Source organism: Streptomyces sp. AK010, assembly GCF_014207295.1.
Taxonomy (GTDB): domain Bacteria; phylum Actinomycetota; class Actinomycetes; order Streptomycetales; family Streptomycetaceae; genus Streptomyces; species Streptomyces massasporeus.
This window is the reverse complement of the sequence record NZ_JACHCX010000023.1, coordinates 71,748-87,069: the sequence shown is the minus strand read 5'-3', so window position 1 is coordinate 87,069 and position 15,322 is coordinate 71,748. Positions and strand designations below refer to the sequence as shown.

At 66.7% G+C, this 15,322-nt stretch carries 16 protein-coding genes and 1 pseudogene; 9 read left to right on the top strand and 8 right to left on the bottom strand.

Features of this window, described 5'->3' with window-relative positions:
• Window positions 1-15 precede the first annotated feature (15 nt).
• Window positions 16-486, top strand: coding sequence for a very short patch repair endonuclease (locus tag HDC93_RS32430; RefSeq protein ID WP_185014404.1), 471 nt, complete (start codon window positions 16-18; stop codon window positions 484-486).
• On the opposite strand, the gene HDC93_RS32425 is transcribed toward HDC93_RS32430, so the two are convergent.
• Window positions 487-1,710, bottom strand: coding sequence for a DNA cytosine methyltransferase (locus HDC93_RS32425; protein WP_185014403.1), 1,224 nt, complete (start codon window positions 1,708-1,710; stop codon window positions 487-489).
• 161 nt (window positions 1,711-1,871) lie between these two features.
• Here HDC93_RS32425 and HDC93_RS32420 point away from each other — a divergent pair, with 161 nt between their 5' ends.
• Entirely contained in the window at window positions 1,872-2,621 is a 750-nt protein-coding gene (locus HDC93_RS32420) for an HNH endonuclease (RefSeq protein ID WP_185014402.1), read from the top strand.
• Here HDC93_RS32420 and HDC93_RS32415 read toward each other — a convergent pair.
• Window positions 2,618-3,253, bottom strand: coding sequence for an ATP-binding protein (locus HDC93_RS32415; RefSeq protein ID WP_185014401.1), 636 nt, complete (start codon window positions 3,251-3,253; stop codon window positions 2,618-2,620). The two genes, HDC93_RS32420 and HDC93_RS32415, sit on opposite strands and share 4 nt — an antisense overlap.
• Window positions 3,254-3,470: 217 nt before the next feature.
• On the opposite strand from HDC93_RS32415, the gene HDC93_RS32410 reads away from it, so the two are divergent.
• The 3 genes from HDC93_RS32410 to HDC93_RS32400 all read left to right on the top strand — a co-directional run bounded on the left by HDC93_RS32410 (window position 3,471) and on the right by HDC93_RS32400 (window position 5,467).
• Window positions 3,471-4,316, top strand: a complete 846-nt coding sequence (locus HDC93_RS32410; RefSeq protein WP_185014400.1) for a helix-turn-helix transcriptional regulator — start codon at window positions 3,471-3,473, stop codon at window positions 4,314-4,316.
• Window positions 4,317-4,538, top strand: a complete 222-nt coding sequence (locus HDC93_RS32405) for a DUF397 domain-containing protein (RefSeq protein WP_185014399.1) — start codon at window positions 4,317-4,319, stop codon at window positions 4,536-4,538. It abuts the gene before it with no gap.
• Window positions 4,539-4,615: 77 nt separating this feature from the next.
• Window positions 4,616-5,467: a hypothetical protein gene (locus tag HDC93_RS32400; RefSeq protein WP_185014398.1), complete on the top strand. Its 852-nt coding sequence runs from the start codon at window positions 4,616-4,618 to the stop codon at window positions 5,465-5,467.
• Here the strand turns inward: HDC93_RS32400 and HDC93_RS32395 are convergent.
• From HDC93_RS32395 to HDC93_RS32385, 3 genes are all read right to left on the bottom strand, one after another.
• Window positions 5,455-6,312 (bottom strand): aldo/keto reductase, encoded by an 858-nt coding sequence (locus tag HDC93_RS32395; protein ID WP_185014397.1) that lies wholly within the window; start codon window positions 6,310-6,312, stop codon window positions 5,455-5,457. The genes HDC93_RS32400 and HDC93_RS32395 overlap by 13 nt on opposite strands.
• Window positions 6,246-7,442 carry a JmjC domain-containing protein gene (locus HDC93_RS32390; protein WP_185014396.1) on the bottom strand — a complete coding sequence of 399 codons (1,197 nt, stop codon included), beginning with the start codon at window positions 7,440-7,442 and terminating at the stop codon, window positions 6,246-6,248. Before HDC93_RS32390 ends, HDC93_RS32395 begins: the two co-directional genes overlap by 67 nt.
• An 84-nt stretch (window positions 7,443-7,526) precedes the next feature.
• A complete protein-coding gene (locus tag HDC93_RS32385) occupies window positions 7,527-7,694 on the bottom strand; it encodes a hypothetical protein (protein ID WP_185014395.1) in 168 nt (55 codons plus the stop codon).
• 1,014 nt (window positions 7,695-8,708) lie between these two features.
• Between HDC93_RS32385 and HDC93_RS32380 the strand changes: the two genes are divergently transcribed.
• Both HDC93_RS32380 and HDC93_RS32375 read left to right on the top strand, forming a co-directional pair.
• On the top strand, window positions 8,709-10,052 hold the full coding sequence (locus HDC93_RS32380; protein ID WP_185014394.1) for a transcriptional regulator: 1,344 nt from the start codon (window positions 8,709-8,711) through the stop codon (window positions 10,050-10,052).
• 72 nt (window positions 10,053-10,124) lie between these two features.
• Window positions 10,125-11,297, top strand: coding sequence for a serine hydrolase domain-containing protein (locus HDC93_RS32375; RefSeq protein WP_185014393.1), 1,173 nt, complete (start codon window positions 10,125-10,127; stop codon window positions 11,295-11,297).
• Between the two features lie 1,534 nt (window positions 11,298-12,831).
• On the opposite strand, the gene HDC93_RS32370 is transcribed toward HDC93_RS32375, so the two are convergent.
• The 3 genes from HDC93_RS32370 to HDC93_RS32360 form a co-directional block, all read right to left on the bottom strand.
• Window positions 12,832-13,116, bottom strand: coding sequence for an alpha/beta fold hydrolase (locus HDC93_RS32370; protein ID WP_185014392.1), 285 nt, complete (start codon window positions 13,114-13,116; stop codon window positions 12,832-12,834).
• A gap of 106 nt (window positions 13,117-13,222) precedes the next feature.
• The gene (locus tag HDC93_RS32365) at window positions 13,223-13,678 is read right to left on the bottom strand and encodes a DUF2267 domain-containing protein (protein WP_185014391.1); all 456 of its coding nucleotides are present in this window, start codon (window positions 13,676-13,678) and stop codon (window positions 13,223-13,225) included.
• A 98-nt stretch (window positions 13,679-13,776) separates the two neighbouring features.
• Window positions 13,777-14,202 (bottom strand): Hsp20/alpha crystallin family protein, encoded by a 426-nt coding sequence (locus HDC93_RS32360; RefSeq protein WP_185014390.1) that lies wholly within the window; start codon window positions 14,200-14,202, stop codon window positions 13,777-13,779.
• Between the two features lie 183 nt (window positions 14,203-14,385).
• On the opposite strand from HDC93_RS32360, the gene HDC93_RS32355 reads away from it, so the two are divergent.
• Together HDC93_RS32355 and HDC93_RS38930 are read left to right on the top strand one after the other, a co-directional pair.
• Window positions 14,386-14,688, top strand: coding sequence for a hypothetical protein (locus tag HDC93_RS32355; protein WP_185014389.1), 303 nt, complete (start codon window positions 14,386-14,388; stop codon window positions 14,686-14,688).
• A 467-nt stretch (window positions 14,689-15,155) separates the two neighbouring features.
• Window positions 15,156-15,317 (top strand): annotated as a pseudogene (locus HDC93_RS38930) (Tat pathway signal sequence domain protein); the annotation flags it as partial.
• Window positions 15,318-15,322 lie beyond the last annotated feature (5 nt).

Sequence of the window (15,322 nt, the reverse complement as noted above, 5' to 3'; positions counted from 1 at the left end):
AGTGGAGCAGACAGGATGGTCAGCAACGAGGACTGGGTGCCACCGGCCGGCTCTTGGGCTTCGTCCGCTGCACGGCGTCGCAACATGCAGGCTATCCGCAGCCGGGACACGACACCCGAACGCTTGATCCGTCGGCTCATCCATGCTCAGGGCCTGCGATACCGAGTCGCCGCCAGACCTCTACCGGATCTTCGCCGGACGGCAGACATGGTCTTCCGTCCGGCGAAGGTGGCTGTCTTCATTGACGGTTGCTACTGGCACGGTTGTCCAGCGCACTACGTTCCTCCTAGGACGAACCCGGGCTACTGGTCGGACAAAGTAGCCCGCAACATGGCACGTGACCGAGATACCGATCAGCGCCTAGAGGAAGCCGGCTGGAAAGTGCTCCGGTTCTGGGAGCACGAACCAGCCGCAGAGTGCGCAGCCCGGATCGCCGAGGAGGTTACAAAGCGACGAAGTCAGTCACGCAGGGTGAGCAACCAGTGATCAAGTTTTCTTAGCGTCCCGCTCACGTGCAGCCCTCAGGACATCAGCGATCGACTCACCAACGGCCTTTGCCACGGGCGGCGGAAACGCATTTCCCACTTGTCGGTACTGAGCAGTCTTACCGCCCGTGAACTCCCACTCGGGAGGGAAGCCCTGAATGATCGCAGCTTGCTGCACTGTGAGCTTGGGCCCGTTCTCACCAAACAGGTCGCGCTCCTCCGTGCCCTTTAGCCTGCATGTCTCTGGGTCATTAGCAACTCCTAGAGCGTCGACGCCAAGCTGCTTCCACGCTGCCTTCGCACGGCTGGGGCCAAGGTCCGCTCCGCCGTGCTTCTTGGAACCGCCTACCAAGGTGGGCGCAATCCCGCCGCCCTTCTCCATGAGCTCGTGATGACGCTTGCGGGCAGTGTCGAGCCAACGCTCATACGCCCTGTGAGCCCGATCTGCGTGTTCACCTTCGAAATACGGTGCGTAGCGGGCGCGCATGGTTGCGTCTAGTGCTTTCGCGACACTGACGTGCTCATCGTCTTCGACAGTTGGCCACTCATACTTGACATCCTTCAGGACGTCAGCACGGAAAGCGACGAGGATCGCGCGAGGGCGAAGCTGAGGAACGCCAAAGTCACTGGCCTCAAGAATGTCCCATTCGCAGACCGTGTATCCCAGGCCTTCGTCCCAAGTCATCTGGCCATCGTCACCGCGGTACCAACCGCTCTGGAGCCGCGCCTTGATCCAATCCCGGTAGTCCTCAAACTTCGGATCCATGATCCCACGCACGTTCTCGATCATGACGGCCCGAGGATTCAAGGTCTTCACTAGTCTCAGCATGGCTGGGAACAAGTCACGCTCGTCAGCCTTGCCAAGTTGTTTGCCGGCGTGAGAGAACGGCGGGCACGGAACACCGCCGGCCAGGAGGTCAAGACCACGATGCTGGAGCACCTCCCGGCTCTTTTGCAGATGTTCGTCCCGTTTGAAGTCATTGACGTCAGTTGGCGGCAGAACGTCGCAGTTGCTTCTCTCCCAAGCCCACTTAGGGTGCGACCTCACATTGGCCTGCAGCGTCATGGCAGCGTGAGGGTCGATCTCTACGAGAGCAAGGTGGCCGAACCCGGCCTGGTGCAGCCCAATTGCCTGGCCGCCGGCCCCAGCACAGATCTCGATCGAGGTGAACTCGGGTTCCTCGATCTCCTCCACGGACTGCTCCGGTTCGTTCACGCGGGTCATGCCCCCTCCTTACGGTCATGCAGCAGTGGACGCATCTTGCGGTCCACCGTCACTGAGGGTGACAGACCCCACTGACAACGAGACCTGACCAAGTCTGCAGCACGTCTCACGGTTCGCCGCACGCACCCTCCGTTGCGCCGAACACTCATACGATATTGCCCATGCGGATTCCTACGTGGACTGAGGACGAACTCGTGCTGGCCGGAGCTCTCGTCGTGAGGAACGGCTGGCGCGAGCTGCGGACCAGGGATGTGGACGTGCAGGAGCTCTCGGAGCTGCTTCGCTCGCTTCCAGTCCACGAACCAGAGGCTCGCGCATTGCCCGGCTTCCGGTCTCCGGACAGCGTGAGCCGGAAGACCACTGACTTCATGACGAACCACCCGCTCTACTCCGGCAAGCGCACCCGCTGCGGTAACCCCACGCTGCTCATGATCGAGGCTTTCATCAAGCGTGCGCCTGAGATGCTCCAGGCAGCTGAGGCCATCGAGGAAGGCATCGCCTCCGGTGACCTGCACCGTCTCCCGAAGCAGCCCGACGAGGTCGACGAAGCCGGCTCGACTGCCATCGAAGGGCGACTCCTCGTGCGTCGCGCACTGGCTCGTGAGCGGGACCCTAAGCTCCGAGCGCTGAAGATCAAGCAGGCGCGCCTCAACGGGGGGCCGCTGCGGTGCGAGGTCTGCGCGTTCGACTTTGCCCACACCTACGGGGATCTGGGCGACGGTTACATCGAAGTGCACCACGTCACTCCCCTCCACGCCTCTGGCACCAGGGAGACCAGGCTCGCCGACCTTGCCTGCCTGTGCGCCAACTGCCACCGCATGTGTCACAGGAGCAGTCCGGGAGAATCCTGGCGCACGCCGGCCGCTCTCCGAGAGCAGATGGAAAAGTCTGTTCCTGTAACTGGCCACTAGGCCGCATCCGCCTCGGCCTCGTAGCGCATCTGCGCCTGGTCGAGGATGTCGTCGGGGTCGTGACCACGAGCGCTGGTCCAGTGGAGCAGATCGGCGATCAGCTCGATCGCAGACTGCTCGAGACCCGCTTCCCTCCTGCCCCCTTCCAGAGCGACGCTGCCGCGGCCAAGCTGATAGGTCTCCAGAGCCTCGACGGCTCGCTCGTGGCGTCGGCAGGCCGGCCTTCCGTGGAGGACCGGGATCTCGCACCACACCGCCTTGCCTGCCGCGGTGAGAATGGCTCCCCAATCGACTGCCAGCCCTGCAAGTAGGTGCAGCCCTCGACCGCCCTCGTCATCCAAGTGCGCTGCCCTCAGGGTCGGCAGCACAGGGCTCTTGTCGTGCAGCTCCATGCGGATCCTCTCCCCCTTCCACTCGAGGATCAGAGTCGCCGACGCGCCTTCGCCAACATGCTTGAAGACGTTAGTGGCGAGCTCCGTAACAAGCAGCTCGGCCTCGTCAGAAGCGGCCAGTGCGCCCCACCGATCGAGCTGCTGGACGGTTGCTCTTCGCAGTAGACGCACCTCCGTCGGCACCGCTTCGAAGGGCAGAACACATCGGAGTCGATTCCCCGTCACTCCCCGGCCAGGCATGGCCTCTCCTCCCTCCCTGGCCAACCAGCACGCCAGCCAGGTCGTATCCGTACGACTGCGCTGCGTAGCGACCGAGAACGAGCATGGCACAGAGAAATCTCACTGTGTAACTTCTCATGAGAATCTATCGAGTGAATCCGGTAGTGGGCCCGGTTCACGGCTACCTAGCCTGATGGGCGTCCTACGGGCTGAGGCCCGAACTTGGCGAAGGAGCCGCATGCCCGAACGGAGCACAACAAGACGCCGCCAACTGGGCGCCACGATGCGCAAGTTGCGCTCACGCAAGGGCCTGACACTTGAGGAGGCCGGACGTCTCGTCGGCGTGTCGAAGGCGACGGTCAGCCGGTACGAGACCACGGCCGGGCCGGTCAAGTGGCTCGTCATCGACGCACTCTGCCGTGAGTACGACGCAACGGACGCCGAGCGGCGAGCAGTCGTCAACCTCGCCAAGAACGCCAGGGAACAGGGCTGGTGGAACTCCTTTGCCGACTCCATCCCGGAGAGCATGAACCTGCTGCTCACGCTTGAGGACGAAGCCGTTCGTGAGAACCACTTCTGTTGCGTCTACGTGCCTGGGCTTCTGCAGACACGTGCTTACAGCACAGCGCTTCAGAGGGCCAACGAAGTACCCCTGGAGCCCTCCGAGGTCGACCGCTTGGTCGACATCCGCATGAAGCGGCAGGAGATCCTGTCCCGGCCGAAGCCGTTGCATCTGTGGGCGATCCTCGATGAGTCGGTGATCCGCCGGGTCGTCGGGTCACCGACCGTGATGAAGGAGCAACTCGGCAGGCTTCTCGAAGCCAACGAGTCCCCTCACATCACGCTCCAGGTGCTCCCGTTCTCCAAGGGGGCACACGCCGCGGCTCTCGGAAGCTTCGTCATGATCGGAGGCCCTCAACCCGCCCTTGACGTGGTGTACGTCGACATCCACACGGGCTCGCTCTTCCTGGAGAAGGAAGCCGAACTGGAGCGATACAGACTTGCGTTCGAGTACCTCCGCGCACAAGCGTTGGACATGGAGGCATCCTCCACCCTGATCCATCGCGCCCTCAAGGAGCTCTGAATGCCCGCCGTCCTCCAGATCACCTCCGAGCCCAGGTGGTTCAAATCGTCCTACAGCGGCGGCAACGCGACCGAGTGCGTGGAGTGTGCCTACGTCGCTCACGGCGCGCTCATACGCGACTCGAAGATCTCAAGAGGGCCTTTCATTCCCGTCAGCGGTGAGGCGTGGTGTTGTTTTGTGAAAGCTGTGAGGTCTGGGACGGTTCGTGAGGCTGGCCAGTAACACAAGCCCGAGCCTCGTCTCCGCAGTGCCGAGGTGGCGGCTGACTCAACACCCAGCACGCTGCTACGGTCGCGAGTATGACGCTCTCGGTCTCCACTCGTCATGCCCTTGACCTACGCGTACAGCCGGTCGACGACATTCTTGATCGCGTCGCACAGTCTCTGCAGGCACGCCTGCTCCCGGGCACTGTGGTGCGCAAGCGTCGCACGGTGGGGGCCAGAACTGACCGTGACACGTGGGTGCGGATCGAACGACGCATGGCCGACAAGATCCCTAGCCAGGGGTGGAACGGAGCTGAAGCGGCTGCGCGCCTGGAAGGCATCGCCCAACCCGAATGGCGTGGCTGCGTGGTCTGGACGGACGGCCCAGCCGTATGGCGGGCCGACGAGACCGGGCTCCTGCCTGCTGTGCCCATCGGCACTGCCGTGCTGAGTACAGCCCCAGAACTGCCGGACGAGTGGTGGGAGGCTCTGAATGCCTCGTTGGACGCACTAGCCCGTCAAGACACGTTGCGGATTGCCACACCTGACACAGTCACCATCACTCAGGCCCTCATCACGGAATCCATTCACAGTGTCTTCCCGAAGGGCTTCGATACCTCTGTTCAGCAGTGGGTGCCAGCGCACGCCGACCTGAACTGGGCGAACGTGACCGCCCCGGTGTTCAGCCTCTTCGACTGGGAGGACTGGGGTAGCGCGCCACTGGGGCTGGATTCGTCCTCCCTGTGGGCGAGTTCCCTTGCAGTCCCGGCTCTGGCCGATCGCGTAAGGCGCGAGCGCCGGTCGGACTTCGAGAGCCGGGACGGGAAATTGATGACGTTGTTCGCCTGCTCGAAGATCCTCGGGCCGTACTCGCACCCGGAGGACCCTCGGCTGGAACCCGCCCGGCGCATGGCTGAGCAGGTCATGGAGGAGCTTCAAGCGGGCTGAGAGCGATAGCGGTCCCGGAGGAGACTCCGGTATTCCTGGACGGTCCGCTCGTCGACCCTGCCCGCCAGAGCTCCGACGAGTTCGCCGAGGTGGGCGGGCTCATCGGTGCCCACGGCAACGCAGCCGACCCGCGGAAGGTGATAGGCGGCTCGGAACGCCGCCTGTACGCGGGAAAGTCGGCTGCCGTCCCGGAGGAAGACTCGTGGATCGATCCTGTCCCACACCGGAGTGCGGGTACTGCCTCCGAAAGGACTCATCCCCCACACCTTGTCACCCTCCAGGCCCCATGCCTCGGTGAGGGCATCTGCAGCGTCCAGCGTTCTGGCTCTGGCCAGCAAACCAGCGTGGACCATGAGGACCGCCGGTCTCGGTACGGTCGTGTCGATCAAGCTCAGCAGCGGTAACGGGTCCCAGGTCGCGACGCCCCAGGCGGCGCAGAGTCCCTTAGCCACAACAGCGTCGAGAGTGGCGCACGCCTGTACCAGCGCGTACTGGTTGTGAGGGGCGGCTTCACGGAGCGAGTGCTCCGGGTTGTGCAGGAACACCAGGTCCGGCTCCCGTCCGAGGTCCTTGGCGGCCTGTTCCACGGCCGCGCGCAGACGTACAGGGTCCAGGGAATGCTCCGCCCCGTCCGGCCCCGGGAAATAGCCGACCTTGGTGGAGACCCTGAACTTGGGCAGCAAGTCACCCGCCGTTCGTGCCAGGACCTCATGCGCGCGGAAGCCGAGATAGTTGCTGCTTGTGTCGAGGGTTGTGACACCAAGATCCAACGCTCCAGTCAGGAGACGGCGTTCGTGACGAGACCGGTGTAGCCCGAGGACAACTCGGGAGTCAGCACGGCGCACAGCTCCTCCTTCACGAGGATCTCGGCTACCTCGGTCACTTCGGCTCCGACGACGGCTGCGGCTCGCTCCAGCGCGACCGGCCGACCGCTGAGCAGCAGACGCAGCGCGGGAAGGGCCTTGGCCGTGAGGGTGAGCTTCTTCCCGGAGGCCACGATGTCGACGGTCTCCCCGTGTTCCTGTACGCGGGGAGGGAAATGGGTGGTGCACACCACGGCATCGAGCGATCCGAGTATGTCGAGGAACGGCACGTGCCGAGGCAGCGCCGTCTCGTGTTCGTACGCGGCCAGGAAGTCCGCCGGGGAGCGGTCGCCGGCGAGCTGGGCGGCGGCCGTGGCCAGCGCCTCGCCGCCGGTTCCCCGCCACCGGTCGAGGTCGTGACGGAAGATCTCGCGCTCGCGGCACCAGTCGCCCAGCCATGCGAGCCAGCTCGCTCCCGTGCGCTTGGTGATGCCGAAGGTGACATGCAGGCTCTTGCCGGAACCGCTGCCGGTCCGTGTCGCCTGGTGCCAGTGGCCCCGGGGGATGTGCATGACGTCACCGGTCCGCATGAGACCGGACCAGATGATCTCGTCACTCGGAGTGGTGTTGGGGTCGGCGTCCCGGTACATCGGGACGCTGCGGGAGGTCGCGCGGACCTCCCACTCCTTTTCACCTGCCAGCTGAACGATGACGACATCGTGGTCGTCCCAGTGCAGGGGAAAGCCGGAGGCGTCGTTCGTCGTCAGGTATGCGTTGACCTGGACTCGCTCGCGGGACCACCACTGCAGGGCCCGGCAGGCGACCTCCATCGTCGGATCGAAGACGTTGGCCTGATCCATGATCACCGTCGCGCCTTCCCCCAGGAGCCTGCCCAGACTGCGCATGTTGACCATGGAGATGCTCTGGCCCCGAGGGCTGACGCTGTCGGTGTAGTAGATGGCCGGGTGGACCTCCTCGCCCTTCCGGAAACACCGGAACTGCGGGCGGTGCAGACTCCTGCGCATCGCGATGTCGAGCAGGCGGTTCGGAGTCATGATGCGGGAGACGAGTGCGGGATCGTCCATGCTCCCGCGTACGAAACCCTTTCCAAGCTCCTCGGCCCCACTCCATCCGAGCGCCGACTCGATGGCGTTGATCAATCGATGTTCCATCGTTGCGTCCTCCATGGGTTCGACCACGTGATCCGACACGGTGGGGTCGGCACGGCCGACCGCGCCGACCCCACCGCTTGGTGCCTACTCGCTGTCGTGCAGGTTGCCGTCGCCACCCGGCCACGGCGCATCGCCGGAACTGCCCTGGTTGTCCGACCGGAGGCTGTCGTACCGGTCATGGACGGCGGTCAGCTCTTCCACCGCCACCACGAGGCCACTCCGGGCCGGAGGCGGTGTCATGGGTTCTGCCATCTCGTGCTCCTTCCTCTTCGCTTCTCCCGCCAGGGCTCCGACGGGAAGTCAGTGGCCGCTCCACGGCCGTGGGAGAAGGGGTCTGCTGTGGGGCAGCGGTCATTGGGGGTCGCGAAGAACCGCGGTCCTACACCGAAGACCGGAGCAGGTCCGCGATTTATCCGCCGGACACACCCACGCCTTGGCGCATGTTGGTCTCCAGGACACGCTGGTCCAGCTCATACAGACACGCACGGCAGGCGTAGAGGGCAGCGTGCATGCCGCTCGACCGGACGGGCCCGATCCATGTCACCTCAATGTCGTCACGTTCGCACCAAAGCCAGCACTCGCCGCATACCTGCTGTTGTGCCGGTCCCACAGCGCGTACTCGGTGGGCTCCCTGGCGACGGGCTCCGCCCATGCGCGCTTCCCGCGGCCAGCGGGCTCCCACGCACACCGCGAACGAGAAGCTCGACCAGTGCCAGGCCGCGCCCAGTCTCGTCGTCGGCTTGGGCACAACTCCTCTGCGAAATTGCAGAATTGTCGTCAACCACGTCGATCACGGGGCGGCCGAGGCGGTGGTACAACGTGACGGTGACTGGCCCTTCCCCGTGGACCACGGCGCTGGTGATGAGCTCGGAGGCGACACGGCGAATGGGGTCAGCCGTCTCGCCGTTCAACGGCACACCCCACGCACACACCTTGTCGACGGCCTTGCGCCGGGCGAGGGGCACCTCCCTTTCCTCACCCGCGAGGACGACCTGCTTGACGAGCATGGGCATGGCTGACGCCTCCGAGGAGTTGGAGAGCGACTCCGCTCCCGTCCAGGGAACAGGGAGCGGAGCCGCCGATCTGAGAACCGTCCCGCGAGCTGACACTCTCTGCCGGCTCCGTGGACGGCTGATGTTCAGTCAACGGCCCCAGCCAGCAGGGCGGAACGTTTCTAGGGGGTTCCTCATGGGGACGCCCTCCCTGTACGCAGCCACGCGAAGTAGCCTCTCCACTACGGCGTGAGGGGATGATGGGAGTGATGACATGCCTGGTGAGCCGTTGGCGGTCCACCCGCTGAGCTTCCTCCGCCAGACGCGCGGCTGGGGGAAGGCCGAGTTCGCCCGACTCATGCAGGCGCAAGGGAGATCACTCGAAATCCCGCTCGCGACCAATCGCACGACCGTATGGAAGTGGGAGCAAGGGCAGGAGCCAGACGCGGATGCGCAGCGTGTACTCGCCGACCTCCTGGGCGTCCCGTACGAGCAGGCCCGGAAGGAAGGCTGGCCCCAATGGCTACCGGTCTGGGAGATCACGGGACTCACCGCCCCGTGGACCGAAGCCGGTACCGTCGAGGCGTTGTCCGAACTCGTGGGGAGTGGCCGCATGGATCGCCGGGGCTTTCTCACCATCACCGGCGCCGCCCTGACGGGCCTCGCGGCAAGCTGGGTGGACGCACCGTCCACCTTCGCCTCGGCCCTGGGCAGGGATCAGGTGACGCATACAATGGTCGCAACGATCGAGCAGCGCATCAGCACGCTCCGTACGCTCGACGACCAACTCGGGGGCGCCGCACTACTGGAGCAGGCACGCGGCGATCTCGCCCTCGTCACCGGCCTCCTGAGCACCGGCAGATACACGGAGAGCATCCGCATCCGCCTTTACGCCCTGGCGGCCCGGGTGTCGCACCTGACTGGCTGGATGGCTTACGACGCAGGGCTGCGGTCCGCAGGCCAGCGCTACTACGTCGGAGCCCTGCGCAGCGCCCGTACTGCTGGAGACGACGGGTTCGGCGCCTTCATCCTCGCGGAGATGGGAGTCCATGTCTCCGAGGCCGGACGAACCGCCGAGCGCGTCGACCTGATCTCGACAGCCATCGACAACGCACCTCGAACACTGTCGCCGTACACCCAGTCGTTCCTCTACTTACACAAAGCCGAGGCGCTGTCCCGCGACGGCGACCACGCGAAGGCCGGGACAGCACTTAACCGCGCCGTGTCCCACTGGGAGCGCCACACCACGGAGGAAAACCCGGATTGGCTCAACTGGTTCGGCGAGGCCCAGCTGAAGTCGACCGAGGGCAAGGTGCTATTGCGATCCGGGCAGGTGGAGCGCGCGACGGACTCCCTGGAAACCTCCGTGAAGAGCGCGGCGCCTCGGGACAAAGCCGTACGCTCCAGCCGCCTGGCCGAGGCCCGACTAGCAGGCGGTGACCTGGACGGGGCGCTGGACGCAGCGAACTACGGCGCTGGCCTGCTGGAAAGCAGCATTAGCTCCGTGCGTGCAGCTGGCCGCTTAAAGGAGTTCTCCGTACGACTCGAAGCCCACAAATCTGTCCCCGCCGTCCGCGAGTTTCGCGCGCGCCTCCAGGCGCTCACCGCCGCAGCCTGAGAGCCGCCACCTGGAATTCCCAGACGAATGCGCCCCCACAGAGCAGGTGGTCGCAATGCCAGGATGGACGGCATGAGGACGATCGAGGGTGAGGTCGCGGCTGGGTTCGAACCGGTGCGTGAGGCGTTCGCAGCGAACTTCTCCGAGCACGGGGACATCGGCGCGGCGGTATGCGTGTACCAGTACGGCCGACCCGTGGTGGACCTGTGGGGTGGCATTGCCGACACCGAGACTGGTCGTCCGTGGACACGAGACACGCTGCAGCTCGTCTACTCGGCGACCAAGGGGGCGACCACGACCGCGGCGCACATGCTGGCCGAGCGGGGTGCGCTGGACCTGGACGCGCCGGTGGCTAAGTACTGGCCGGAGTTCGCCACGAACGGCAAGGCGGACATACCGGTGCGCTGGCTGCTGTCCCACCAGGCCGGCTTGATCGCACTGGACCAACCCGTTCCGCTGCGCGAGGCGTTGGCCTGGCATCCGATGGCGGCCGCACTAGCCGCTCAACGTCCCCAGTGGACTCCGGGCACAGCGCACGGTTACCACGGTCGGACCTGGGGCTGGCTCGTCGGCGAAGTGATCCGCCGGGTGTCCGGCCGGACGCCGGGCCGCTTCTTCGCCGACGAAATCGCCGCTCCCCTCGGGCTCGACCTCTTCATCGGACTGCCGACGCCTGAACGCCACCGGGTCAGCCGCATGGTGTACCGGCGACCAGCCATTGATCTCACGACCGTACCCACCGAGGCAGTCCCCGAGGAACTCCGCGAACTGGTCGCTGCCTGGCGTAACCCAAACTCGTTCAGCAACAGGGCGTATGCGGTGACCGATCCATCCGAAATCGACTTCGACTCGCCCGAGGTACAGGCGGCCGAACTACCAGCGTCCAACGGAGTTGGCACCGCGCGCGCACTAGCCCGTATGTACGCCGCGCTCATCGGCGAGGTGGACGGCGTTCGCCTGCTGGCCCTGGAAACCCTGTCATCTGCGACTGAAGAGCAGGTCAGCGGGGTTGATCAGGTGATGGTCACGCCAAGCCGTTTCAGCTCTGGATACATGTTGCCCACCGAAGCGAACACCATGGCTGGTCCCCATTCGTTCGGTCACACCGGTCGGGGTGGCTCGCTTGGTTTCGCCGATCCTGAGCATGGCGTCGCCTTCGGCTACGTGATGAATCACATCATCGGTGGCCCTGACGATGTCCGGGCGACGTCTCTGGTGGAGGCACTCCGCAAGTCGCTGTCGTAACCGACCGGGTCTGTGACCACTGCGCTGGCCAGGAAGTGCTCACGGCCGCCCGGCTCTTCTGAGGTTGGCGGTTCCGGGGCGAGTGTCAAGAGCGCCCTTCGGGCGCCGGCTGGCGCCGATTGCGCTTCGCTTCACTCTTGACACCCGCACCTCCACCGCGGGGATTTTGGCTACCGGGCGGGGGGAGGGTGCATAGGGGTGCGGATCCATGGCCGGGTGGCGGGTCCCGGGCAGACAGGGAACAGCGGCATCGGCCGGGTGCGGTTGCGGGAGCGCGTCGAGGGTGGCCTGGCCGCGTTCAGCGCGGCAGGCCGTCCAGGGCCGGAGGCGATCACAGTGAGGGTGTGCGGCAAAGAGCAGTGCCTGGTACACCCGAACATGCCCGGCCTTCAGTGCTCGGAGCTACTCTGCTCTGAGCGCAGCACCTCTCGAACCGGTACTGCTCGACCAGTTCCTCCCAGTCCCCCGCCGCCCCCTTACTCAGGGCGACGGGCCGCGTCCCGCCCATCAGGGTGCGTACCCGCTCTGCCACCTGCGCGGCCTGGCCTCTGGACGTATACACGCCCAGGACCAAGGCCGTGGAGTCGTCATCGGTGCCGTCGCCGGCGAGGGTGAAGCTCCAGGGGATCTCGCAGGGCGGGGCGTGGTCGGGGTCGGGGCACAGGAGGCGTTCGATCGGGTCCTGGAGTGCCAGTGCCTCTTGTGAGGTCGGACAGCCGTGGATCCGGATCTCGTACACCCGTGGTTGGTCTTCGGCCGGTGACACGCGCCCCTCCAGGTTCAGCTCAGTGGCTTCTGACCGTATGGGGCATCGCGGCCTGACGCATCGGCTTATTGCTCTGGCCGCCGTACAGCCGACACGCCTCCGGATAGCCCCGTTCCCTCCGCTCGATGCAGAACTCGTTGCCCTCCGGGTCCGCCATCACGACCCAGCCCCGGCCGTTCGGGAGGGTGCGGTCGGTGAGGATCGACCTCCTCGGCGCGGGTGCGGCCGGTGGGGCCCGAGTCGAAGTGGATGCGGTTCTTCGTCGTCTCAGCCTCCTCGACTCTGACGCGCAGTGGGAGCAAGCCAGCGACAAGACCTTGTTTCGTGTGGTCGGGGACGCGGACCAGCCGGGTGCGCGGGGGGTGGGTGAGCATCTTGGACGGTTCGTCGGGGCGCATCGTGCCGTGTTCGCCCTGGGCGAGGAGGGTCGGGCAGGTGATGCGGGACCACTTCTCCCAGTAGGCCGTGGTGGCCAGTTCGGCGACCGAGGCGATGATGGTGGTGCGGTCCCAGGTCGGGTGCCAGCCGTCGTCCCGCCGGACCAGGGCCCTCGTCCATGCCTCGTGGCCCAGGACGGCCTCCGCCTCCGCAAGCGACTTGAAGGGGGTCGGCCAGCTGTCCGGCCAGGTCGCGGTCTGTGCGGGGAGGTCCGGGCTCGGGCCGGCCGGGCAGCCTCGATCAGGATCAGGATCCGGGAGCTCACCAGGTGAGGCCGGGACGCGGCCGGCAGCATCGCCGTGTTGCCGCCCAGGGACTGGCCGAGCAGGGTCACGGGGGCCAGTCCAGGTCCGCGATCAGGGCTATGGCGTCCTGGACATGGGCCTCGCGGGTCGTGGTCGCCGGTGTGCGGGTACTGACGCCGTGGCCTCGGGCGTCGTACGTCACCACGCGGTGGCCGTCGGCCGACAGCTGCGCGGCGAGGGTTCCCCACTCTCCCTGGTGACCGGCCAGGCCGTGCAGCAGGAGGAACGTGGTCGTGGGCCTGCCCGTGGGGTGGTGGTCCCGGTGAGCGATGCGCGTGCCGTCGTGGGTCGTGAGGGTTCCGGACGTCATATGGGTCAAGGAGCCCACCTCTTTCTCGACTTGGCCGCCGCCCGCGCACGACGGCCACCCCGCTGTGCGACGCGGGGTGGCCGTCGTGGGCGCCAGGTCCAGGAACCTACGACGTCGGCGTCAGGTCGGCCCGGCCGAACAAGAGGGCGTATCCCGCAGGGAGTCGGTTCAGGATGCGGGTGATCAGGTCGTCGCCGATCAGGGGCGGCAGCGCGCTGAGCACCGAGCTGACGTCCCAGCGGGCGGTGGCGGACGTGGCTCCGGGGGTGCGGGCCGCGACCTCGTCGACGAACCGCGCGGCCGTCAGCCGGTGGGTGACCGGGATCTGGGCGGCGATCAGCCGGGCGGCCTCCACGGGCAGCGCGCGGGCCAGGTCGACCCGTTCGTCGCCGGTGACGTGGGTGCCGAGGGCCGAGAGGACGGTACGGGTGACCTGCTCGGCCTCCTGCAGGGTGGCGTACCGGCCCGACTGCCGGACGGCTTCGATCAGTTGGGTCCAGGTGACGTCGTCGACCTGGGCGTGGGGCTTCGTGGTCACACGTGGCACTGTCGCCGTGCTCATGTGCGGGGTTTTCCTCCGGGTGCGTGCGATGCGGTCCTGGGCCGCGCCGCCGGGAGCTCGTACCGGCGGCGCGACACGGTGGGGGCGGTGCGGTGAGGTCAGCCGCTGAGCTGCCTGCGCGTGTCGCCGCCCGTGATCTGGATGCGGCGGGGCTTGGCCTGCTCGGCCACCGGGATGCACAGGGTCAGGACGCCGGACTCGTAGGAGGCGTCGATGCGCTCCGTGTCCAGCGTGTCGCCGAGGAACAGCTGGCGGGTGAAGGTGCCGGTGGGGCGCTCGGCGACGAGGGGTTCCGCGCCCTCGGGGGCGGGGGACCTGCGCTCGGCTCGGACGTTCAGGACGTTGCGCTCCACGTCCAGCTCGATCGTCTCCGGGTCGATGCCGGGGAGGTCGAAGTGGACGAAGAAGTCGTCCCCGGAACGGTAGGCGTCCATCGCCATCGCCGACGGGCGGGTGGTGGCGGGACCGAACACCTGCTGGGTCAGTCGGTCGAGCTCACGGAAGGGGTCCGTGCGCATGAGCATCACTGGTCACTCCTCTCTTCGGACGCAGTCGGTGCGATGCCCTACGGTCTGCGTCTTCTTATATAGCTCGGAGGAGGAAAGTTGACAAGCCCGGGCTCAGGTTCGGGTTCCCGGAGCCCGAGGGCTAGCCTCAAGATCCCGATCAGGGCGCAGGGCGCAGGGCGCAGGACGCAGGAGGCAGACATGGCGAGGGTTCCCAGTGCGGTGGTCGCCGCGAGCGGGCTCGTGGGCGGGTACGGCGTGGCCCGCTGGACCAGGCAGCGGCCGCTCGGCGGGGTCGTGCTCGCCGTGGCCGGGGTGGCGGCCGCACGGCAGTGGCGCCAACAGGCCGGCGGGGTGGCCGCGGGGGCGTTGTCGGCCGCTTATGTCGCCGCCTTCGCGGGGTCGCATCCGCTGGCGAAGAAGGTGGGTGCCTGGCCCGCCGTCTTCGGGGTGGCGGGCGCCGTGGGGCTTGCCTCGTGGGCGGTCGCAGACCGGCGCGGCTGATCGGGTTGTCTGGGTGAGCCCGCGCGGCTGATCGGGTTGTCTGGGTGAGCCCGCGCGGCTGATCGGGTTGTCTGGGTGAGCCCGCGCGGCTGACCGGGTTGTCCCGGTGGGGCCCGCGCGGCTGATCGGCTGGTCCAGGTGAGCCCGCGCGGCTGATCGGCTGGTCCAGGTGGGTCGGCGCAGCCGGTCGGCTCACCTCGGCCAGCACATCACGGCGCATCACGGCGCATCACGGCGCATCACGGCACAGAAGGCGATACAGCAAAGAACCCGGCCCTGAATCCCAGGGCCGGGTTCTTGATCGGAGCGCCGGGCAGGCCTTGCACCTGCATCTCCCCACAGGAAGTGGGGCGTCTTTCCTTGGACCACCAACGCACTGTCCGCCGACCGGAGTTCCGGCGACTGGACGCAGATCAACTATAGCGCAGTTTCTGTCATCCCCTTCACCACCTGGCCGTCTCCTCACCGTCCCCCGGGCCGTCGAGTACCTCGAGCACGGGGACGGGATGGGGTCGGTCAAGCACGCGATACCCGTCGTCCACGAGGACGGGCTCGGCGAGTGGGTGGAGGCCGGACGGGACCAGGGGCACGCGCTGCTCGGGGTCGGACTGATGGGCACGGGGTGCGAGCGCGG